Genomic DNA, 21310 nt, shown 5'->3' on the forward strand with positions numbered 1-21310 from the left:
GTGCGCGGTCGGCGCACGTCCGGGCCGTCCTGACGCCGCACTGCCGGCAGGTGCTGCGCGGCGGTGGGAAAAGGCGTCGGAGAAATTACGGGACCCCTGCGCCGGTGATTCCGCCGGCGGTGGGGAAGGAAATGGCGCGGTACATGGTGCACCCCCCCGGGCGGGTCCGGAAACAGAAGACGGAGAAGACGGATCCCGTGAATTCCACGGGTTCTTCCCCGTGCCTTGCCCCTGTCCTTGTCCAGCACAGTAGGCAGGTGCCGGAGGGTGTGGCAAGCAATTCCCGCCGCTGTCCGGGACATGCCTGTCGGGCCTCCACCCGGCGTTGAGTTCACGTCGAGGAACCGCCCCGAATAACGGGAGTAGCCGGGCTTTTCGGGCACTCGGATGGTGTGCCGCACACGGACGAGCGCCCCTCCGGAGTGGCCGGAAGGGCGCTCATGGGACCCCGCAGGAGCAGTCGCGGGGACGGTGCGGAAACGCGGTGCGGGCAGCGCAGGGCAGCGCAGGGCAGCGCGGGGCAGGGCAGCGCAGGGCAAGGCAGCGCAGGGCAGGGCAGCGCAGGGCAGGGGCAGGGCACGCCCCCGCCCCGCCCCCGCCCGCCGGACGGCTACGACGCCCAGGCGCCCGGCGGCGCGAACACCGGCGGCCGGCGCCGCGGCAGCCTGAACACCACCGCCGACTCCTCCTGCTCGGCCGCGGCCTGCGCCTCGGCCGCCAGCCGCAGCCTGGCGGTCAGCAGCACCGCCACCGCCGCGACCTCCTCGGCGGTCGGGTTCCCCCGGGTGATCCGGATCGCCGCCGCCGACAGCGCGGTGCTCCCGTCGGCGCTCACAGGGGCAGGTTCCCGTGCTTCCGGCTCGGCAGCTGCTGGTGCTTGGCCCGCAGCATGTCGAGGGCGGCGATCAGCCGGGAGCGCGTCTCCGCAGGGTCGATCACGTCGTCGACCAGGCCGCGCTCGGCCGCGTAGTAGGGGTGCATCAGCTCGGTCTGGTACTCCTTGATCTTCTGCGCGCGGGTCTCCTCCGGGTTGTCGGAGGCGGCGATCTCCCGCCGGAAGATGACGTTCGCCGCGCCCTCCGCGCCCATCACCGCGATCTCGTTCGACGGCCACGCCAGCGCGATGTCGGCGCCGATCGACCGCGAGTCCATGACGATGTACGCGCCGCCGTACGCCTTGCGCAGGATCAGGCTGATCCGCGGCACCGTCGCGTTGCAGTACGCGTACAGCAGCTTCGCGCCGTGCCGGATGATGCCGTTGTGCTCCTGGTCGACGCCCGGCAGGAAGCCCGGCACGTCGATCAGCGTCACCAGCGGAATGCTGAACGCGTCGCAGAACTGCACGAACCGGGCCGCCTTCTCGGACGCCTGGATGTCCAGCACGCCCGCCAGGTGCGCCGGCTGGTTCGCCACGATCCCCACGACCTGCCCGCCGAGCCGCGCCAGCGCGCACACCACGTTCTGCGCCCACTGGCCGTGCACCTCGAAGTAGTCGCCGTGGTCGACGACCTCCTCGATCAGGTCGCGGATGTCGTAGCCCTGCGTCGGCCGCGCCGGGACCAGGTCCAGCAGGCTCTCGCAGCGCCGGTCGCACGGGTCCTCCCGGTCGCCCGCCGGCGCCAGCTCCCGGTTGTTCGACGGCAGCAGCGACAGCAGGTGCCGCACGTCCTCCAGGCAGCTCTGCTCGTCGTCGTACGCGAACGCCGCCACACCGGAGGCCGCGGCGTGGCTGTCCGCCCCGCCCAGGTGCTCCATCGTGACCGCCTCGCCGGTCACCGCCTGGACCACGTCCGGGCCGGTGATGAACATCTGCGAGGTGCCGCGCACCATGAACACGAAGTCCGTCAGCGCCGGCGAGTAGGCGGCGCCGCCCGCACACGGGCCGAGCACCACCGAGATCTGGGGCAGCACACCGGAGTTGCGGACGTTGCGCTGGAAGATGCCGCCGTACCCGGCGAGGGCCGTGACCCCCTCCTGGATGCGGGCGCCCGCCCCGTCGCACAGGCCGACGATCGGCGCCCCGGCCGCCTCGGCCAGGTCCATCAGCTTGTGGATCTTCTCGGCGTGGGCCTCGCCCAGCGCACCGCCGAAGATCCGGAAGTCGTGGGCGTAGGCGAAGACGGTCCGGCCGTGCACCTTGCCCCAGCCCGTCACCACGCCGTCCGTGTGCGGCCGCTTGTCCTCCAGGCCGAAGCCGGTGGCACGGTGCCGGCGCAGCCCCTCCACCTCGTTGAACGTGCCCTCGTCGAAGAGGATCGCGATGCGCTCGCGGGCGGTCAGCTTTCCCTTGGCGTGCTGCGCGGCGGTCGCGCGCTCGCTCGGACCGGCCTCGGCGAGCGCCCGCATGGCGCCCAGCTCGGCCGTCCGCTCGCGCAGGGAGGCGTAGCGGATGGTCTCGTTCTCCAGCGGTCTTTCGTCGACGATGCTCATGCGGGCCCTTTCGACACATCAGGCACCGGGTGCGGACCGGTGTCGCGTAGTGCTGTGACCGGGACGGTCTGCTGTCCGACAACGCGGCGAGGCGCCGTGCCGGGCGCCGTGACCCGGTGAACCTTCCCGGCCACAGCACTAGCCAGCTTGGGAGCGCGCGCTACAGCCGGGCTCGAATTCCGACCGCAGCCCGGCGCAGGACCGCCGGTATCCCGGCAGGGGCGGGTTTCCGGTCCGGGAACACCCCTCCCGCCAGGGCGTTTCGAGTGCCTGTCGAGGCCGGCGGGCCACCTTGGGCGCAACGGGGGCGCGCGGTGGCGCGGCCCCGACCGAGCGGAAGGAGGCCCGCCGTGCACGGCGCGCACCACCGGGATCCGGCCGGCGACGCCACCCTCACCGAGGTGGCCGACGGCGTCCACGCCTACGTCCAGCCGCCCGGCGGCTGGTGCCTGAACAACGCGGGCGTCATCCACGACGGCGGGCACAGCGCCCTCGTCGACACCGCCGCCACAGAGGCCCGTGCCCGCGGGCTGCGCGCGGCGGCCCTGCGGCTCGCCCCGCGGCCGCCGAGAGCCGTCGTCAGCACCCACTTCCACGGCGACCACACCTACGGCAACTGCCTCTTCCCCGAAGCGCTGGTCATCGGCCACGAACGCACCCGCAGCATGGTCCTGGCCGCCGGGAAGCACATGGCCGGCCTGTGGCCGGAAGTGTGCTGGGGCGACATCGACATCACCCCGCCGCAGCTCACCTTCCGCGACCGGACCACCCTGCACGTGGGGGACGTCCGGGCCGAGATCGTCCACATCGGGCCCGCCGCGCACACCACCGACGACACCGTCGTCTGGCTCCCCGACCAGCGCGTGCTGTTCACCGGGGACCTCGTCATGAACGGCGTCACCCCCTTCTGCGCCATGGGCTCCGTCAGCGGCTCCCTCGACGCACTGGACCGGCTGCGGGCCCTCGGCGCCGACACCGTCGTCCCCGGCCACGGCCCCGTCGGCGGCCCCGGCCTCCTCGACGCCAACCAGGCCTACTTCCGGTACGTACGGGACCTCGCCGCCGACGGCGCGGCCGCCGGCCTGGCCCCGCTGGAACTCGCCCGGACCGCCGGGCCGGGCCCGTACGCCGGCCTCCTCGACCCGGAGCGGCTGCTGCCCAACCTCCACCGCGCGTACGCCGAGCAGCAGGGGCGGGAGCCGGGCGCCCCGCTCGACATCGGCGCCCTCTTCGAGGAGATGTCGCTCTACCGCGGAGGCCGCCCCGCCTGCGCCGCCTGACCCCTCCCCGGCCCCGCGCCCGGCGCTCCGGCCCCGCCGGCCGGAACCCCTCCCGAGCTGCGCTGGAGCCGCCCTGGAGAGGCCCTGGAGGGCCGCGCCACCCCGCCCGGTCCGACCGGCGCGTTCCGGCCGCGGCTCCCCTAGCATCCGGAAGGAGGGGCGGGCCGACCGCCCGCCGGAGCCCGCAGCGGGGGATCAGGAGGGACCGGGTGAGCGGGGACGTCAGCTTCGCAGTGCTGGGACCGCTGGAAGTCAGGACCGGGGACGAACGGCTGCGCCTGGGCGGCCCCATCCCCGCGCGGGTGCTCGCCACCCTGCTGCTCGAACCCGGCCGCACCGTCTCCGTCTCCCGCCTCGTCGCGGCCGCCTGGGACGACGAACCCCCCACCACCGCCGCCCACCAGGTCCGCAAGGCCGTCGCCGACCTGCGCCAGCGCATACCCGGCGGCGCCACCGCCATCGCCACCGAAGGCCCCGGCTACCGCATCGACGTCGACCCCGCCCGCCTCGACCTCACCCTCTTCACCCACCGCCTCCAGCAGGCCCGCGGCGCCCTCGACGCCCACCGCCCCGCCGAGGCCGCCGGGCACCTGCGCGACGCGCTCGCCCTGTGGCGCGGCCCCGTCCTCGCCGGCAGCAGCGGCCCCGTCATCGCCGCCGCCTCCGCCGTCCTCGAGGAACGCCGCCTGACCGCCGTCGAACAGCTCGTCGAACTACGCCTCGCCCTCGGCGAGAGCGGCGAACTCATCGGCGACCTGCGCGAACTGATCGCCGAGCACCCGCTGCGCGAAACCCTCCGCGGCCACCTGATGCTCGCCCTCTACCGCTCCGGACGCCAGGCCGAGGCCCTCGCCGAATTCGGCCGGGTCCGCGAACTGCTCGTCGAGGACCTCGGCATCGACCCCGGCCCCCAGCTCACCCGCCTCCACGAGGCGATCCTCCGCGACAGCCCCGAACTCGCCGCCCCCGAACCCGCCGCCCCACCCGCCGCCCCGCCCCCGGACACCCCCCGCGCACCGGCCGGCGCCCCCTGCACCCTCCCGCCCGACCTCCCCGACTTCACCGGCCGCGAACGCGAGCTGCGCCACCTCCTCGCCCCGCCCGACCCGGGCCTGCCGGACGCCGCCGCCCGCGTCCTCGGCATCGACGGCATGGGCGGCAGCGGCAAGACCGCCCTCGCCCTGCACGCCGCGCACCGCCTCGCCCCCGGCTACCCCGACGGCCGGCTCTACGCCGACCTGCGCGGCTTCTCCTCCGCCGAGAGCCCCCGCCCGCCCGGCGCGGTCATCGGCTCCCTGCTGCGCATCCTCGGCACCCCCGGCGAACGCATCCCCGACGACCTCGACGGCCGCACCGCCCTGTGGCGGGCCACCCTCGCCGACCGCCGGGTCCTCCTCGTCCTCGACGACGCCGCGGACGCCGCACAGGTACGGCCGCTGCTCCCGGCCTCCTCCGGCTGCCTGGTCCTCGTCACCAGCCGCACCCGCATGACCGGGCTCGACGGCGCCGACTGGATCAGCGTCGCGGCGATGCCGCCGACCGACGGCCTCGCCCTGATCACCCGCGTCCTCGGCGCGGACCGCGTACGCGCCGAACCCGGCGCCGCCGCCGCACTCGGCTCCCTGTGCGGGCACCTGCCGCTCGCCCTGCGCATCGCCGGCGCCCGGCTGCGCAGCCGCCCCCGCTGGACCGTCCGCCACCTCGTCGACCGGCTCGGCGACGAGGCCCGCCGCATCGACGAGCTCCGCTCCGGCGACCAGAGCGTCAAGGCGACCCTCCAGCTGTCCTACGAGGCGATGGCCCCCGCCCACCGCGAGGCCCTGCGGCTCCTCGGCCTGCACCCGGGCCGCGACATGGGCGTCCACTCGGCGGCCGCCCTGCTGGGCACCGGCCTGCGGGAGGCCGAGGACGTCCTGGAGCACCTCCTCGACATGAACCTCGCCTGCCAGTACGAGATGGGCCGCTACGCCCTCCACGACATGGTCCGCAGCTTCACCCACAGCCTGCACGGGGCGCCGCCGCGGCCGCAGGAGCGGGCCGCCCTGCAACGGGTCCTCGACCACTTCCTCGCCGCCACCGAGGAGGCCTGCCGGATCCGCTTCCCCGGCCGCGCCCCCGCGGGACCGCCCGCGCCCGCGCCCTCGGAGGACGGCCTGCCCGGCCTCCCGGGCCCGGTCGACGCCGCGGCCGCGGAGGACTGGTTCGAGCGGGAACAGGGAGCCCTGCTCGCCGCGGCGCAGTGCGCGGAGCGGGCCGGCTTCGACCGGCACGCCGTCCACCTGGCCCGCAACCTCGCCTTCCACCTCAACGCGCGCAGCAGCCTGGAGGAGTTCGGCCGGGCCGCCGCCGTCGCGGTGGCCGCGGCCCGCCGCCTCGGCGACCCGGCCGTGCTGCGGGTCAGCCTGTCGAACCAGGCCGTCGCCCACTGCAAGCTCGGCCGGTTCCCCGAAGGCGTCACCGCGGCGACCGAGGCGCTCGGCCTGGCGGCCGGCCTGGACGACCGGTCCGGCGAGGCGGTCTGCCTCACCCTGCTCGGCCTGCTGCAGAGCCTCCTCGGCGACCTCGGCGCGGCCCGCCGCCACCTGGAGCGCGGGGCCGCCCTGCACCGGGAGCTCTCCGATCCGCGGCAGGAGGCGTACACCCTGTGCAACCTGAGCTCGGTCCTGACCTGGACCGGCCGGCCCGCGGAGGCCGCCGCGGCCGCCGCCCGCGCAGTCGCCCTGGCCGGGCGGGCCGGCACCGCCGGCGAGCAGGTGTCCGCGCTCAACGACCTGGCCGCCGCCCGCCTCGCGCTCGGCGAGGAGCAGGAGGCCCTCGCCGCGCTGGAACGGGCCATAGACCTGGCAGGCGAGTGCCGCATGCCGGAGAACCTCGGCCTCACCCTCGCCCTGGCAGCCGAGGCCTGCCAGCGCACCGGCCGCACGGTCCTCGCCGGAGACCACGCCGAACGGGCCCTGGAGCTCATCCGGGCGCACGGCACCGCGCTGCGGCAGGCGGTCGCGGAGAACGTCCTCGGCCGGGTCCACCTGCTGCGCGGCGCCCCCGAACGGGCTCGGGAGCTCCACGCCGAGGCCCTCCGCAGCGCCGACGCCGTCGGCTACCGCATCGAGTCCGCCAGAGCCCTGCGCGGCCTGGCCCTCGCCCACGAGGCGCTCGGCGACCGGGACCGGGCCCGCACCCACCGCGACCGGGCGGACGCCGCGTTCGCCGCCCTGACCGGCGCCCCGGCGCCCGCCGCCCTGGCCACCGTCCCCTGAGCGAAGGCAGAGAAGGGCGGCTCAGCCCTACGGCCGGACGAACGACGGGCCGATCTCGGTCGCACGCACGCCCCCGCCGCCGCCCGCCGGCCCGAGGGCGGCGCCCGCCCCGCAGACAGCCGCCGCTGCCACCGCCGCCACCGCCGCCACCAGGACGGCCACCGTCCTCCGCATCACGCAACCTCCTCCTCGCCGGGGCCGGCGCGCCCCGCGGCGCCCGGCAGGAACCATGCTGGCCGCGGCCGTTCCCGAAGGGTTCCCGCCCGGATCCCGGCCGCGGCGGCGGCGCGGGCCGCCCGTACGCCCTCAGCCGGTCAGGCGCAGCGGCAGCGTCCGCAGCCCGCCCACCACGACCGAGTCCAGCCGCTCCGGCGGGCCGTCCGGCTCCACGCCGCGGACCTGGCGGACGAACTCCCGCAGCACCGCCCGGATCTCCAGCTTCGCCAGCTGCGAGCCCACGCAGTAGTGCGGGCCCGCGCCCAGCGCCAAGTGCCGGTTCGGGGTGCGGCGGATGTCGAAGGCGTCCGGGTCGGCGAAGTGCGCGGGGTCCCGGTTCGCGGACGGCAGCCAGCACACCACGAGGTCGCCCTCGCGGACCTGCCGCCCGCCCAGCACCGCGTCCCGCGCGGCCCGCCGCACGAGGTGCGTGGCGCTGGAGGTCCACCGCAGGATCTCCTCGATCGCCGTCCCGGCCACCTCCTCGAAGCCGGTGCGCAGCAGCTCCCACTGCGCGGGCCGCTCCAGCAGCGCCAGCATGCCGCCCGACATGGCGAGCCGTACGTTCTCCGTCCCGCCGACCAGCAGGTTGTCGCAGTTGAGGACGACGTCCTCGACAGGCAGCGGCCGGCCGTCCACGTGCACCGCCGCGAGGACGCTGACCAGGTCGTCGCCGGGCTGGGCCCGCCGCCGCTCCGCCAACTCGCCGAAGTAGTCGAGGATCTGCAGGTGCGCCAGCGTCCGCTCCGTCGCGGTGCCCGCGCAGAACGCGTCCGTCGTCCACTCCACGATGTCAGGCCGGTCCCGCTCCGGAATCCCGAGGAACGTGCAGACCACCTCCACCGGCAGGACGGCCGCGATGCCGGTCACGAAGTCGGTTCGCCCGGCCGCCACCGCGTCCCGGACGATCCGCTCCGCCTGCGCGTCCAGCGCGTCCGACAGCCGGCGCAGGTTGCGGGGGGCGAACCAGCCGGCGACGGCCCCGCGCAGCCGCCGGTGGCGCTCCGGCTCGGACAGGGCCAGGGTCCGGTTGCCGCCCGGGTCGTCGCCCTGGGCGCGCGGCCGCAGCAGGATCCCCGAGGCGGAGCTGTACGTCCGCGCGTCCCGCAGCACCTCGTCGATCTCGTCGTAGCGGGTCAGCGACCAGAAGCCGGGGAACTCGCCCGGCCCGTGCCACAGCACCGGCTCCTGCTCGCGCAGCCGGGCCCACAGGGCGTACGGGTCGCCGGAGCGGTGCGTCTCGCCGTCGAGGAGGCGTGCGGTGTCCTCCTGCGCCGTCGTCCGCGGCGCGTGCGCCGCCGCCGTCGCGCTCACGGCGCCGAAGGGGCCGCGGCGGCCGCCGACCGGGCCAGCTCGTCGGAGATCAGCGGGAACGGTGGCTCGGTCCGCAGGTAGAAGTGCCCGCCGGGCAGCACCAGCGGGGTGAACGTGCCGGAGGTGTGCCCGCTCCACCGGGCGAACCGCGTGCGGATCTCCGGGATGTCGTCCTCCCCGGCCACCGCGACCAGGCGGGAGGAGATCCGGGCGCCCTCGTACCCGTCGTAGCGGGAGACGAGCCGCAGGTCCGCCTTGATGTACTCCAGCAGCAGCTCCATCAGCTCGTCCTCCCGGAGCAGTTCGATGCTGAGCGGCTCGTACCGGCCGAGGTAGCGGAGGACGTCCGCGGTGTCCTCGAACGGCACCGGCGGGCGCAGCGCGGGCGCCGCCGCCGACGACACCACCAGGACGGGCACCGGCCGGCCGGCCCGCTCCAGCAGCCGGGCCGTCTCGAAGGCGACGTACGCGCCCATGCTGTGCCCGAACAGCACGGAGTACGCCTCCCCGCTCGCCAGGACCTCGTCGGCGACGGCCTGCGCCAGCCCGGTCAGCGACTCGGGATGGTCCTGCGTGATGCGGTCCTCGCGGCCCGGGTACTGCACGGCGTGGACGCGGGCCCCGGGCAGCAGGCCCTGCCAGGAGCGGAAGAAGGAGGCGCAGCCGCCCGCGTGGGGGAAGCACAGGACGGCCGGGCGCCCGTCGTGCCCGGGGGCGAACTCTCTGATGGAGCTGGTGGTCGAAGGCATGGGGAACCCATCGGTGTCGTGGCGGACGTACGGACGGACGGACGGCGTGCGGAGGCGGGCCGGGCGGGGCCCGCGGTCAAGGCTGCGACAGCAGTTCGACCTGCTCGGGGATGGTGCCGCACCGGTACACCTGCCGGACCGGCAGCGTCCGGCCCGCGATCCGGCCCAGCGCGCGGGAGAGCCGCAGCACGGACAGCGAGTTCCCGCCGAGGTCGAAGAAGGTGTCCTGCTCGGTGCCCCGCACGGGGACGCCGAGGACCTCCTCCCAGGCGCGCGCGATCTGCGCCGCGAGCCCGCCCGCCACGGGCGCCGGGGCAGCTGCGGCGGGCGCGGGCCGGCGTACCGACGCCAGCAGCGCCGCCCGGTCGATCTTGTCGTGTGCGGAGCGCGGCAGCGACGGCAGGAACACGATCCGGTCGGGCACGACCGCCGCGCTCAGCGCCTCCTCCACCACCCGCCGCACCGACGCCGCGTCCACCTCCGCGCCCGGCTCTCGCACCGCGAAGGCGTACGAGGTCGCGGACTCGGCGTCATAGGCGACGGCCGCCGCCCGCAGGCCCGGATGCGCGGCGATGGCCTCCTCGACGGCCTCGATGTGGACCCGCACCCCGCGGATCTTCACCTCGTTGTCGAGCCGGCCCACGAACTCCAGGCCGCCCTCCGGCAGCCACCGCCCCAGGTCGCCCGTCAGGTACACCCGCTCCAGCCGGCCCGGCCCGGTCTCGACGTCGGTGAACCGGGCCCGCGTCAGCGCCTCGTCACCGACGTAGCCGCGGGCGACCGTCGGGCCGCTGACCGCGATCTGCCCGGCCGCGCCCAGCGGCACGGCGCGCAGCCGCTCGTCGAGCAGGTGCACGGTCGCCCCCGGGATCGCGAAGCCGATCGTGGAGTCCGCGGGCTCGGTGTAGAAGCGGTACGTCGACCAGACGGTGCACTCCGTCGGCCCGTACTCGTTGCCCAGCACCACACCGGGCAGCAGCGCGAAGTGCCGGTCGATGACGGACCGGGCGAGGGACTCCCCGGCGCACACCACCACCCGCAGCCGCTCCAGCGCGGCCGCGACGCCCGCATCCTCCCGGGCGGTGTCCAGCAGCTCGGAGTGGAAGCTCGGCACGGTCAGCGTCTGGGTGACGCCGTACGCGGCGATCAGCCCGGCCAGCGCCTGCGGGTTGCGCCGCTCCTCCTCGTCGGCGACGACGAGCGTCCCGCCCACGGCGAGCGTGCCCCACACCCCGGCCACCGACGAGTCGAAGTGGAACGGCGACAGCAGCAGGAACACGGGCCTGCCGAACCGCTCGTACACCTCCACGCGCGCGGCGTTCGACGCCGCCAGGTTCCGCTGCGAGACCGACACGCCCTTGGGGCGGCCGCTGCTGCCCGAGGTGTACAGCACGTACGCCTCCCGCTCCGCGGGGTCCCGCACCCACTCCCGGCCCGCCGAGGCGCCTACCGGCGGCGGCTCCGCGGCGGCGTCGAACGCGCCCGTGCGCGGATCGACGACCACCCCCAGCCCCGCCGACTCCCGGATGTGCGCCAGCGCCTCCGGCGCCGCCCGCGGGTCGGCGAACACGAACGACCGGCCCGACAGCCAGGCCGCCAGGGCGTACACGACGGCCCCGGCCGTCCGGTGCGACAGGATGCCGATCCGGTCCGCGCCGGCGGACCGCGGGTCGGCGTCCAGCTCCCGGGCGGCGGCCTCCGCCGCCTCCCGCAGGGCGCCGTAGGACAGTACCGAGCCCCCGCACACCACGGCGGGGCCGTCGGGGCTGCGCAGGGCGTGCTCCATCACCGCGTCGAGGGCAAGCTGATGTCTCGTCATGGCCCGCATGCTGCGCAGCCGCCCTTCCCGGATCCTTCCCGACGCGTTCCGGGAACCCGCCGGGAAGCCGCCGGGAACGCGCCGGGAGCGGCCCCTCCCAGACTCGTCGGTGCCGGCGGCCCGCGCACACCCCTGCCGCCCGGCCCCACGGACACCACTGGAAGGGACAGCCGCGGTGTACAAGTCTTTCGCCGAGAAGCTCTCGGAGCCCGACCTCATCGACCTCGGGAACGGCATCCACGTCCTGCGGTTCGAGGTCATGAAGGTCACCTCGGTCCGCGCCGCCGTCGTGGACCTCCTCGAACGCGGCGTGATCCGCCCCGGCCAGACCCTCGTCGACAGCTCCAGCGGCATCTACGGCCACGCCCTCGCCCTCGTCTGCCGCGAACTCGGCCTCAAGGCACACGTCTTCGCCTCCGTCGCCGTCGACGCCGCGATCCGCACCCAGCTGAAGTACCTCGGCGCCACCTACACGCAGGTGCCGTCCTCCGGGGACGACGGCCTCCAGCACGACCAGGAGACCCGCGTCCGCCTCGTCCACGCCTACCTGCGCGAGCACCCCGACGCCTACTGGATGCAGCAGTACCACGACGACGTCCACTACCTCGGCTACGAGCGCGTCGCCCACACCGTCGTCAAGGAGCTCGGCTCCGACGGCGTCACCCTCGTCGGCGGCATCGGCACCGGCGCCTCCACCGGCGCGATGAGCCGCTACCTGCGCGCCGCGTCCGCGGGCGTCCGCGTCGCCGGCATCCAGCCCTTCGGCAGCCGCTCCTTCGGCTCCGAGGCCATCCCCCTCGACGGGTTCATCATCGCCGGCATCGGCAGCGGCATCCGCTTCGACAACATCGACTACAGCGCCTACGACGACATCCACTGGCTCGACTTCTCCGTCTCCGCCGCCGGATGCCGCCACCTGCTCTCCACCACCGGCGTCTTCGCGGGCCTGTCAGCCGGCGCGAGCTGGCAGGTCTCCCGCCACATCCGCGCCGCCGAACCCGACGGCAGCCCCATCGTCTTCCTCGCCGCCGACCCCGGCCACCGCTACGTCGAACGCGTCTTCCCGCCCGACGGCCCGCTCACCGAGGACCCCGCCTACCACCCGCGCACCATCGCCGACCTCTCCGAGATGGCAGGCCCCTGGTGCACCATGCGCTGGGACCGGCGGCCCTACAGCGTCACCGACGACCTCCCGCCCTACACCCCCGCCGCCGCCCGGCAGCCCGCGTACGCCTGACCCCCCCCCGCCACCCCGTCCGGCACCTCCTGCGAGGCCACACCATGACCCACGTCGCCGTCATCAACTACGGCCCCCGCCACGACTACGCCGCGATGCTCCCCGAACTGGCCGACCGGCTCCACGTCTTCAGCCACCACCGGCTCACCGGCACCGCCGCCCTCGCCTCGTACGAGTACGTCGAGGACTGCGAGTCCGTCCCCTACCCGGAGCTGCGCATCCGCGGACTCGCCCGCGACACCGGCCTCGCCCACGTCATCACCGACAACGAGTACGACCTGGAGCGCGCCGCCCGCATCCGCGCCGACCTCGGCCTCCCCGGCCAGAGCCCCGCCAGCGCCCTGTCCTTCCGCGACAAGGCCGTCATGAAGGAGACCGCCCGCCGCACCGTCCCCACCGCCCCCTTCCGGCGGCTCGCCGACATCACCGACCTGACCGGCTTCATCGCCGAGCAGGGCTACCCCGTCGTCGTCAAACCCGTCAAACAGGGCGGCTCCCGCGACATCAGCGTCCTGCACGACGACGACGCCCTCCTCGCCTTCAGCCGCCGCCCCTGGCGCGACGACCTCATGGCCGAGGGCTTCGTCGAAGGCCCCATGTACCACGTCGACGCCGTCGTCGCCCCCGGCTACCGCTTCGTCGCCGCCTCCCGCTACCTGCGCAGCTGCCTCGGCGTGTTCTCCGGGCACAACAACGGCTCCGTGCAGCTCCACCCCGTCCGCGACCCCTTCGCCCGACGGCTGGAGGAGTTCCTCGACCGCGTCCTGGAGGCCTTCGAGACCCCCGCCACCGCCGCCTACCACCTGGAGGTCTTCCACACCCCCGACGACGAGCTCGTCCTCTGCGAGATCGCCTCCCGCGTCGGCGGCGACCGCATCCCCGCCCTCACCCGCCTCACCTACGGCGTCGACCTGCACACCGCCTGGCTGCGCCAGTCCGTCGGCCTGCCCGCCGCCCCGCCGCCCAGCGCGCCCCCCGCCGCCGTCCACGGCTCCGTGTCGATCCTCCCGCAGGGCCGGCCCGTCGCCGCGCCCGAACGGCCGCCGTTCCCCTGGGTGCGCCACTACGAAACCAACGAGAACCTCGCCGCCGGCGCAGTCGCCCAGAACAGCACCTCCTACCTGTGCTTCGCGATCGTGGAGGGCGCCGACGCCGCCCAGGTCGAACAGCGGCTCCTGGAAACCGAGGCATGGCTCATGGACCGGGTCCGGGACACGGAGGTGCCGGCCCCGTGAACACCTGGCGGCAGACCTCGCCGACCGGCCGCGCCCTCCTGGTCACCGTCCTCCTCACCGGCCTGACCACCTTCATGTTCCTCCCGCTGCTCGCCGTCCACCTCTCCTCGGAGGGCGTGCCCGCCGGCCGCACCGGCTTCCTCGTCGGCCTGCTGGCCTTCTGCAGCCAGGGCTTCTCCCTGGTGTGCGGGCTCGTCGTCGACCGCTTCGGCACCCGCGCCGTCCTCGCCTCCGGCTTCGGCCTGCGCATCGCCGGATACGCCCTCCTGGGCGCCGGGACCGCCTCCGCGACCGCCGTCGCCGGGATCGCCGCCATCGGCATCGGCGGCTCGCTGCTGGGCCTGGCCGTCAAGACCCGGCTCGTCGCCGAGGACGGCGTCCCCGCCCGCGACATGCTCGCCCTGCGCTCCACGTTCGTGAACGTCGGCGTCATCGCCGGCCCCGCACTCGGCGCGCTCGTCTACCCGCTCGGCTTCGGCTGGATCCTCGCCGCCTGCATCCTCTCCCACCTGCTCCTCGGCATCCGGCTCACCCTCCGCCCCGCGGCCGCCGCCCCGTCGGCGGCCTCGCCGCCGCAGCCGGACGGCGCCCCGGCGGGCGCCGCCGGGGCGGCGCCTGCGGCCGCGGACCCCGCCGCCCGGCGCCGGGCCGTGCGCCAGTGGGTCCCGCTCTGCCTGGTCGGCGTCGCCTTCTGGGCCCTCTACAGCCAGCTCAACGTCATCCTGCCGATCAGCGCCAAGGAGATGACCGGCAGCACCGCCGCCATCTCCGTCGTCTTCACCGTCAACGGCCTCCTCGTCGTCCTCCTCCAGTACACGCTCCTGCGCCACGTGTTCCGGCAGGCCGCCGCCCGCACCCTGCTCGTCGTCGGGTTCCTCGCCTTCGCCGCCGCGTACGCGCTCCTCATCCCGCTCGCCGGCTGGTCCGCGCTGCTGGCGTTCGTCCTGCCGGTGACGCTCGCCGAGATGCTCATCGCCCCCAGCCTCGACGAGCAGGCCGTCCAGGCCGGACCGCTCGGCCGGACCGGGCTCGCCCTCGGCGCGATGAGCGCCGCCGGCGCCGTCGGCAGCCTGCTCGGCTCCAGCCTCGGCGGCTTCCTCCTCCAGACGCTGCACACCGGCACCGGCATCTGGCTGGTGATCGTCGCGGTGTCCGTCGCCGCGGCCGCCTCCTCACTCCTCCTCCCGAAAGCGCGGATGCAGCATGCCTGACCTGCCCGACCCCACCGCCGCCGACCGGCCCGACCGGTCCGACCTGCCCGGCCTTCCCGAGCCGCGGCCCACCGCCGTCCTGCTCAACCCGCGTGACCTCGTCATCGCCGCCGCGCAGCGGCTCGGGCTGTCCGTCGTCGTCGCCGCCGACCCCTCCTCGCCGGTCCCCGTCCCCGACGGCCTGCCCTGCACCGTCCTGCGCACCCCGTGGATCACCGACCCCGCCGACCTCGTACGCCGGCTGCGCGCGCTCGCCCCGGCCGGACCCGCCTCCGTGTTCGGGTTCGGCGAGGCCGGCGCCGGCACCGCTGCCGCCGTGAACCGGGAGCTGGGCTGGCCCGGCAACCCGCCCGAGGCGCTGGAGGCCTTCCGGGACAAGGCCCGGCTGCGGGCCGTCGTCGGCGACCGGGCCGGCGTACCGGTGGCGTACGAGGTCTGCTCCGACCGCGAACAGGCCCGTGCCGCCGCCGCCCGCATCGGCTTCCCCTGCGTCATCAAGCCCGTCGCGGGCACCGGCAGCTCCGGCGTCCGCCTCCTCACCACGCCCGAGGAGGCCGAAGCGCACCTGGCGGCACTGGAGTTCACCGCGCAGTACGTCGTCGAGGAGTTCCTGGAGGGCGCCGAGTACAGCGTCGAGGCCGTGAGCACCCCCGCCGGGCACCGCGTCCTGGCCGTCACCGAGAAGGCGACCACGGGCGCCCCCCACTTCGTCGAGACCGGCCACGTCCTGCCCGTGGCCCTGGACCCCGCCGACGAGGCCGCCGTCACCGCCGTCGTCACCGCCACCCTCGACGCGGCCGGGCTGCGCTACGGGCCCTCCCACACCGAGGTCATGCTGACCGCGGCCGGCCCCCGCCTGATCGAGTCGCACGGCCGGCCCGGCGGCGACCGGATCAGCGACATGCTGGGCCTCGCGCTCGGCGAGGACGTCTTCGCGCAGATGATGCTCGCCGTCTTCGGGCTGCCGGAGCCGGCGCGCGCCGCCCGCCGCCGCGTCGCGGGCATCCGGTACGTCACCTTCGACCGGAGCGTGCCCGTGCCGCCGCACGGGACGGGCACCGCGCTCGTCGCCTCGCTGCCCGGGGTCGCCGAGGTGGAGATCAGCGTTCCCGCCGGGGAACTGCCGCCGCCGGTGGCCGCGTCGGGCGACCGGCACGGCTTCGTGGTCGCCACCGGCGACACCCGCGAGGAGCTGGAGGCCAACCTCGCCCGCGCCGTCCGCACCCTGACCGCCGCCTGACCCGCCCGCCGCCGCCCGGCCGCCCCGCCCCGCCGCCGTCCCGTCCTTCCGAAGAAGAGGTGCCGTCCGTGCCGTACAAGATCCTCGTCCTGGTCTCCCAGGCCTCGAAGTTCGAGCTCGACAACCACTCGATCATCCCGAGCGCCCTCCACCGCGAGGGCCACGAGGTGCACGTCGGCGACATCGACACGCTGAACGTGCACGACTCCGTCGTCGTCTGCGACCGGGTGCGGCTCTCCGAGGAGTTCATCGCCGGCGGCGACTTCCCGTCGCTGAGCGAGCCCTACGCCTCCGCGGAGGACTTCGACCTGGTGTGGGTGCTCGCCGGCACCCACCCGGAGGCCGGAGACGACTCCTTCCGCCTGCTGTGGCTGCTGAACCAGCGCGTCCCGTTCGTCAACGACGCCTCCGCGCTGTTCTTCCTCAACACGAAGATCAACCTGGGGGCGGTCGTCCCCGCCGAGCACCTGCCCGCCTCGTACGTCTCCAACGACTTCGACTTCCTGAACGCGCTCGTGGAGTCCGACGCCGACCGCTCCTGGGTGGTCAAGCCGACCAGCGACGGCTGCGGCGCCGACGTCTTCGTCGTCAACAAGCTCGACCGCAACCGCTCCGCGCTGCTCGGCTCGGCCACCGGCAACGCCGCGTCCCGGAACGGCCGCTACGGCCGCGAGATCATCGGCATGGCCAAGCGGCACACCGTCGCCCAGGAGTACGTCCCCCACGTCCGCACCAACGAGAAGCGCGTCATCATCGCGGGCGACACCCCTGTCTCGGGCTTCCTGCGCTTCCACCCGGAGCACGACCACCGCTCCAACGCCACCCTCGGCGCCCGCTTCGAGGCACTGGAGCTGACCCCGCAGGAGGAGGACTTCGTCCGTCTCCTGGGCAAGCGGATGATGGACCTCGGCATCTTCTACTCGGGCATCGACATGGCGTACCCGTACGTCATCGAGGTGAACATGGTGAACCCCGGCGGACTCAGCTACCACACGCTCGCCACCGGCGAGGACACCTCGTCCGCGGCGGTCAACGCCGTGCTGGAGTCCCTCCGCTCCGCCGGCAGGCTGCGCTGACCGGGGGCGCGTACGCGCGGAAGCGGCCCGCCCCGTTCCCGGGGGCGGGCCGCTTCCCATGCGGTCCTCATACGACGGTGCTCACCGTCGTGCCGTGCGTGCGGTCGGTGCGGTCCGCGGCGGTCCGTGCCGGACCGCCGCGGACTACCAGCCGGCCGAGCCGATCTCCTTGCGGGCGCCGAGGCCGGAGCCGGTGCCCGGGTAGAGGAAGAGCTTGCCGGTGGAGTTCTGGACCGCGATCAGGTCGTCCGACGGGCTGTTGTTGAACAGGTCGCCGCCGATCAGGTCGGACATGCCGTTCCAGCCACCCGAGCCGATCATGATGCGCGGGCTCAGGTACCCGCGGTCTCCCGGGTAGAGGAACAGCTTGCCCGTCGACTTCTCGACCGCGACGAGGTCCTGGCGGCCGCTGTTGTTCAGGTCCATGCCGGTCAGGTTCGTCATGCCGTTCCAGCCGCCGGAGCCGATCTCCTTGCGGGCGCCGAGGCCGGAGCCGGTGCCCGGGTAGAGGTACAGCTTGCCCGTCGACTTCTCGACCGCCGCGAGGTCCGCGACGCTGTCGCCGTTGAGGTTCAGCGCGGTCAGGTTCGACATGCCGTTCCAGCCGCCGGAGCCGATCAGCACGCGCTCGGAGCCGCCCGAGATCGTCGAGTTGTCCCTGCCCTTGTAGAGCCACAGCTTGCCGGTGGACTCCTCGACGGCGACCAGGTCGTCCTTGCCGTCCTTGTTGAAGTCGCCGCCCGTCAGGTTCGACATGCCGTTCCAGCCGCCGGAGCCGAGCAGCACACGGGACGAGCCGCCGGCGATCGTGCCGTTGCCGTTGCCCTTGTACATCCACAGCTTGCCCGTGGAGTTCTCCACCGCGACGATGTCGAGGACGTTGTCGCCGTTGAGGTCGGCGGACGCCAGGTCGTTCATGCCCTTGTCGGTCGGGTCGCCCGGCGGAGCCGGGATGACCGGCGGCTCCTCGGTCGTGGTGCCGCAGTTCTTGCTGGTCTGCGTCCTGTCCGGGTAGAACGCGGCGCCGTTGAACGTGGGCCGCTGGTCGGTGCGGTTCAGGCGCTGCTCGTAGTGCAGGTGGGCGCCGGTGGAGTTGCCCGTGCTGCCGACGGCGCCGATCTGCTGGCCGGCCTTGACGGAGGCGCCGTCCGAGACGCTGAAGCTGCTCAGGTGGGCGTAGACCGTGCTCCAGCCGCCGCCGTGGTCGATGACGACGTACTTGCCGTAGCTGCGGCCGCCGAGGTCGCGCACCGTCGCCTTGCCGGCGGCGCTCGCCACGACCGGGGAGCCGTACGTGGAGCCGCCCTGGGTGAAGTCGAGGGCGTAGTACGAGGGGCTGTGGCCGGAGCGGGAGCGGCCGGTCCAGGACTCGTTGCACTTGAACGGCATCTGGAAGTGCGGCCGTTCGGCCGAGGCGAAGGTGGACATCGGGCCGATGTCGTAGCCGGCCGGCAGGCCCATCTCGGAGACGGTCAGCTCGTCGAGGTCGCCGTGGAAGTGGGTGTCCTCGACGGCGTTGGCGCCGCTGACGCTGAGGGTGGTGGCGGCGATGGTCGCGCAGAGCAGACCGGTCGCGATGCGGACTCGCCTGGTCATGAACTTCTTGATCATTTCGGTGTCGTCGTCCAAACCGGCCGGGGGCCGAGAGAAGGGGAGGTCGGGGGCCGCCGCGCCGCACAGTGGCGCGGCGGCGGGCGCGCTGCGGCCGCGGTGCGGCCGGCGCGGGGGCGGTGCAGGAAGGAGGGGGCCGGGCGGATGCCGGGCCGGGTGCAGGGCCGGCGGGGGCGGTGTCGTCACCCCCGCCGGGGCCGCGGGGCTGCTACCAGCCGCCGGAGCCGATCTGCTTGCGGGCGGAGAGGCCGGAGCCGGTGCCGGGGTAGAGCCAGAGCTTGCCGGTGGACTTCTCGACGGCGACCAGGTCGTCGTAGGCGTTCGAGGTGAAGTCGCCGCCGATCAGGTCGTTCATGCCGTTCCAGCCGCCCGAGCCGATCTCCTTGCGCTCGGCGAGGCCCGTGCCGGTGCTCTTGTAGAAGAAGAGCTTGCCGCTGGAGGACTCGGCGGCGACCACATCGGTCTTGCGGTCGTTGTCGACGTCCATGCCGACGAGGTCGTGCATGCCGTTCCAGCCGCCGGAGCCGATCAGGACGCGGCTGCTGCCGCCGCCGATGGCGCCGGTGCCGTTGCCCTTGTAGAGCCACAGCTTGCCGGTGGACTTCTCGACGGCCACGACGTCGGCCTTGCCGTCGCCCGAGAAGTCGCCGCCGATCAGGTCCTTCATGCCGTTCCAGCCGCCCGAGCCGATCTCCTTGCGGGCGCCCAGGCCGGAGCCGGTGCCGGGGTAGAGGTAGAGCTTGCCGGTGGACTCCTGGGTGGCGACGATGTCGTCCTTGCCGTCGCCGTTGTAGTCGGCGGCCGCCAGGTTGGACATGCCGTTCCAGCCGCCGGAGCCGATCTCGACGCGGGCGCTGCCGGCGGCGATGGTGCCGTTGCTGTTGCCCTTGTACAGCCACAGCTTGCCGGTGGAGGCCTCGACGCCCACGACGTCGTCGACGGAGTCGCCGTTGATGTTCGCGGCCACCAGGTCGGTCATGCCGGGGGCGGGCTGCGGCTTGGGGGCCTCGTCGTCCACGATGTTCTTGTAGCGGACCGGGTAGTAGGGGCCGTACCCCGGGTAGTACGGGTAGTCGTAGATGCGGTGGTGCACTCCGCTCGGGGTGAAGTCGAAGCCCCAGTACTTGGTGTGGTCGCTGTTGGCCCACCGCTCGAAGAGGACGACGTGGCCGCCTGCGCCGGGGTCGTTGTCGAGCAGGGCGTCGCCCGCCTTCAGGTCCGACTTGCCGATCTTGTAGACGGTGCCGCGCGGCTCGAAGCCGTCCGTGGTCAGCGAGGTGTCCAGGTCCCAGGCCATCGAGACGAAGCCGGAGCAGTCGGTGCGGTACCCGCCGTGGCGGCCGCCCCAGTCGTAGTCGAGGCCGATCCCGACCCAGCTCTTGGCCCGCTCGATGACCGTGTCGCGGGATATCTTCGGCGTCGTGGCGGCCGCGGCGAACGACGTGGCGCGGGCCTCGGCGTCGACGGGCGTCTCCGCGCCCTGGCCAGGGCTGCCGAAGTCCGGGTTTCCTGAGTCGGCCGCTGCGGCGCCGCCGGTCACGGGGGCCACGGAGGCCGGGGCGGCGGTCGCGGGGCCGTTGACCGCGACGACGGTGCCGGCCGCTGCGGCGATGGCGAGGAGGGCCGCGATTCCGGTGCGGCGGGCGGTCTGTCCGTTGCGAGGCATGGGTGTACTCCGGTTCGTCGTGCGTGAGGTTGTGGTGGGTGCCGGGAGCAGGGGTCGTCCGTGGGCTCGACCGGCGGTTCGGTGCGCTGTCGTGGTGCGGCGGGGCCGCGGGCTGGTGCGGAGGGAAAGCCGGGTGGCGGCGGGGGAGGGGTTCCGGCGCTGGTCGGACGGCTGCCCTGCAGGTACAGCGGTCTGGTGTGGCGGAGGAGGCGGCGGTGCGTCCCCGGTGCATCCCCGGTGTGTCCCGGTGCGTCCCCGTCCGGTCGCCTGAGGGGACGTCAGCCGGCGAGGGCGCCGGCGGCGTCCGCGGCCGGTGCCGCCGCCCCCGGAGTGCGCTCCAGGGGGACGGCCGAGGCCATCGGGGCGACCGAGGTGAGTCCGACGGCGAGGGCGAAGACCGCGGCGGCCCTCATGACGTGGATACGCATGGCGCTGGATTCCTTTCGAACGACAGGGTCGGTGGTGTGGCGTCCCGCCCGGCCCCGTGAGCGGACCGACTCCTTCGGACACGTCCCGCGGTGACGTTTCCTCAGGCCTTCGAGGCGGTGTCCCCGAGGTCTCCCTCGCTGACAGGAATCAGCTTCGCCGCTGGTCAAAGCCCTGGGAAGAGAGATCGACTGGACCGAACCGGCCCTGGCCCAACCGGGCCAGCCGGACTGCCGCACGGTGCCGGCGCGCCGGGTGGCGGGTGGGGGAGCGAGGTCAAGGCGGACCGGGCGGTTCCGGACATCTTTTGCGCGGCTGCGCATGCAGCGGGGACCGTACGGACACCCGTTCCGTGCCCGTACGGGTGTCCGTACGGGGACGCCCGGCCCGGCACCGGCGCCCCGGGTCCGGGCCGAAAGTCCCGAACCGGCAGGCGAATTGGCCCGCCGCGGTTTGGCCGATATTCGATCGGGCGGCCCCCCGGAACCGGTCAGGCGACCTGGGTAGGGAATTCCGTACGCTACGGTAACTTCGCTGTCCGTC

Annotated in this window: 16 protein-coding genes; 7 read left to right on the forward strand and 9 right to left on the reverse strand. The window is 74.4% G+C overall.

Features of this window, described 5'->3' with window-relative positions:
* Positions 1-610: 610 nt before the first annotated feature.
* Both C0216_RS32060 and C0216_RS32065 read right to left on the reverse strand, forming a co-directional pair.
* Positions 611-835 carry an acyl-CoA carboxylase epsilon subunit gene (locus tag C0216_RS32060; protein ID WP_114059285.1) on the reverse strand — a complete coding sequence of 75 codons (225 nt, stop codon included), beginning with the start codon at positions 833-835 and terminating at the stop codon, positions 611-613.
* On the reverse strand, positions 832-2430 hold the full coding sequence (locus C0216_RS32065) for an acyl-CoA carboxylase subunit beta (protein ID WP_162793369.1): 1599 nt from the start codon (positions 2428-2430) through the stop codon (positions 832-834). Before C0216_RS32065 ends, C0216_RS32060 begins: the two co-directional genes overlap by 4 nt.
* Positions 2431-2780: 350 nt before the next feature.
* Between C0216_RS32065 and C0216_RS32070 the strand changes: the two genes are divergently transcribed.
* Both C0216_RS32070 and C0216_RS32075 read left to right on the forward strand, forming a co-directional pair.
* Positions 2781-3710, forward strand: coding sequence for an MBL fold metallo-hydrolase (locus C0216_RS32070; protein ID WP_114059286.1), 930 nt, complete (start codon positions 2781-2783; stop codon positions 3708-3710).
* Between the two features lie 209 nt (positions 3711-3919).
* Positions 3920-6967, forward strand: a complete 3048-nt coding sequence (locus C0216_RS32075) for an AfsR/SARP family transcriptional regulator (protein WP_114059287.1) — start codon at positions 3920-3922, stop codon at positions 6965-6967.
* 27 nt (positions 6968-6994) lie between these two features.
* Here the strand turns inward: C0216_RS32075 and C0216_RS33730 are convergent, their stop codons facing one another.
* The 4 genes from C0216_RS33730 to C0216_RS32090 form a co-directional block, all read right to left on the reverse strand.
* Positions 6995-7141 carry a hypothetical protein gene (locus tag C0216_RS33730; RefSeq protein ID WP_162793370.1) on the reverse strand — a complete coding sequence of 49 codons (147 nt, stop codon included), beginning with the start codon at positions 7139-7141 and terminating at the stop codon, positions 6995-6997.
* Positions 7142-7273: 132 nt separating this feature from the next.
* Entirely contained in the window at positions 7274-8497 is a 1224-nt protein-coding gene (locus tag C0216_RS32080; protein WP_114059288.1) for a cytochrome P450, read from the reverse strand.
* Positions 8494-9246 (reverse strand): thioesterase II family protein, encoded by a 753-nt coding sequence (locus C0216_RS32085; RefSeq protein ID WP_114059289.1) that lies wholly within the window; start codon positions 9244-9246, stop codon positions 8494-8496. Before C0216_RS32085 ends, C0216_RS32080 begins: the two co-directional genes overlap by 4 nt.
* A 76-nt stretch (positions 9247-9322) precedes the next feature.
* Entirely contained in the window at positions 9323-11065 is a 1743-nt protein-coding gene (locus C0216_RS32090) for a non-ribosomal peptide synthetase (protein ID WP_162793371.1), read from the reverse strand.
* Between the two features lie 175 nt (positions 11066-11240).
* Between C0216_RS32090 and C0216_RS32095 the strand changes: the two genes are divergently transcribed.
* From C0216_RS32095 to C0216_RS32115, 5 genes are all read left to right on the forward strand, one after another.
* A complete protein-coding gene (locus C0216_RS32095) occupies positions 11241-12302 on the forward strand; it encodes a pyridoxal-phosphate dependent enzyme (RefSeq protein WP_246043008.1) in 1062 nt (353 codons plus the stop codon).
* A gap of 44 nt (positions 12303-12346) precedes the next feature.
* Complete coding sequence (locus tag C0216_RS32100) at positions 12347-13537, forward strand: ATP-grasp domain-containing protein (protein ID WP_114059292.1); 1191 nt, start codon at positions 12347-12349, stop codon at positions 13535-13537.
* Complete coding sequence (locus tag C0216_RS32105) at positions 13534-14748, forward strand: MFS transporter (protein WP_162793372.1); 1215 nt, start codon at positions 13534-13536, stop codon at positions 14746-14748. The genes C0216_RS32100 and C0216_RS32105 overlap by 4 nt, the downstream gene beginning before the upstream one ends.
* Positions 14741-15988 carry an ATP-grasp domain-containing protein gene (locus tag C0216_RS32110; RefSeq protein ID WP_114059294.1) on the forward strand — a complete coding sequence of 416 codons (1248 nt, stop codon included), beginning with the start codon at positions 14741-14743 and terminating at the stop codon, positions 15986-15988. The genes C0216_RS32105 and C0216_RS32110 overlap by 8 nt, the downstream gene beginning before the upstream one ends.
* Positions 15989-16056: 68 nt before the next feature.
* Positions 16057-17064, forward strand: a complete 1008-nt coding sequence (locus C0216_RS32115; protein ID WP_114059491.1) for an ATP-grasp domain-containing protein — start codon at positions 16057-16059, stop codon at positions 17062-17064.
* A gap of 144 nt (positions 17065-17208) precedes the next feature.
* Here C0216_RS32115 and C0216_RS32120 read toward each other — a convergent pair whose 3' ends face one another.
* The 3 genes from C0216_RS32120 to C0216_RS33735 all read right to left on the reverse strand — a co-directional run bounded on the left by C0216_RS32120 (position 17209) and on the right by C0216_RS33735 (position 20769).
* A complete protein-coding gene (locus C0216_RS32120) occupies positions 17209-18660 on the reverse strand; it encodes a peptidoglycan DD-metalloendopeptidase family protein (RefSeq protein ID WP_162793373.1) in 1452 nt (483 codons plus the stop codon).
* A gap of 223 nt (positions 18661-18883) precedes the next feature.
* On the reverse strand, positions 18884-20341 hold the full coding sequence (locus tag C0216_RS32125; RefSeq protein WP_114059296.1) for an FG-GAP repeat domain-containing protein: 1458 nt from the start codon (positions 20339-20341) through the stop codon (positions 18884-18886).
* Between the two features lie 278 nt (positions 20342-20619).
* Entirely contained in the window at positions 20620-20769 is a 150-nt protein-coding gene (locus C0216_RS33735; RefSeq protein ID WP_162793374.1) for a hypothetical protein, read from the reverse strand.
* Between the last annotated feature and the right edge of the window lie 541 nt (positions 20770-21310).

The organism is Streptomyces globosus (assembly GCF_003325375.1).
Classification (GTDB): domain Bacteria; phylum Actinomycetota; class Actinomycetes; order Streptomycetales; family Streptomycetaceae; genus Streptomyces; species Streptomyces globosus_A.

Bases quoted from the DNA above. Each gene is read 5' to 3' on its own strand.
- C0216_RS32110 (WP_114059294.1), top strand. From the start codon at position 14,741: ATGCCTGACCTGCCCGACCCCACCGCCGCCGACCGGCCCGACCGGTCC.
- C0216_RS32120 (WP_162793373.1), bottom strand. From the start codon at position 18,660: ATGACCAGGCGAGTCCGCATCGCGACCGGTCTGCTCTGCGCGACCATC.
- C0216_RS32090 (WP_162793371.1), bottom strand. From the start codon at position 11,065: ATGACGAGACATCAGCTTGCCCTCGACGCGGTGATGGAGCACGCCCTG.
- C0216_RS33735 (WP_162793374.1), bottom strand. From the start codon at position 20,769: ATGCGTATCCACGTCATGAGGGCCGCCGCGGTCTTCGCCCTCGCCGTC.
- C0216_RS32065 (WP_162793369.1), bottom strand. From the start codon at position 2,430: ATGAGCATCGTCGACGAAAGACCGCTGGAGAACGAGACCATCCGCTAC.
- C0216_RS33730 (WP_162793370.1), bottom strand. From the start codon at position 7,141: ATGCGGAGGACGGTGGCCGTCCTGGTGGCGGCGGTGGCGGCGGTGGCA.
- C0216_RS32125 (WP_114059296.1), bottom strand. From the start codon at position 20,341: ATGCCTCGCAACGGACAGACCGCCCGCCGCACCGGAATCGCGGCCCTC.
- C0216_RS32100 (WP_114059292.1), top strand. From the start codon at position 12,347: ATGACCCACGTCGCCGTCATCAACTACGGCCCCCGCCACGACTACGCC.
- C0216_RS32085 (WP_114059289.1), bottom strand. From the start codon at position 9,246: ATGCCTTCGACCACCAGCTCCATCAGAGAGTTCGCCCCCGGGCACGAC.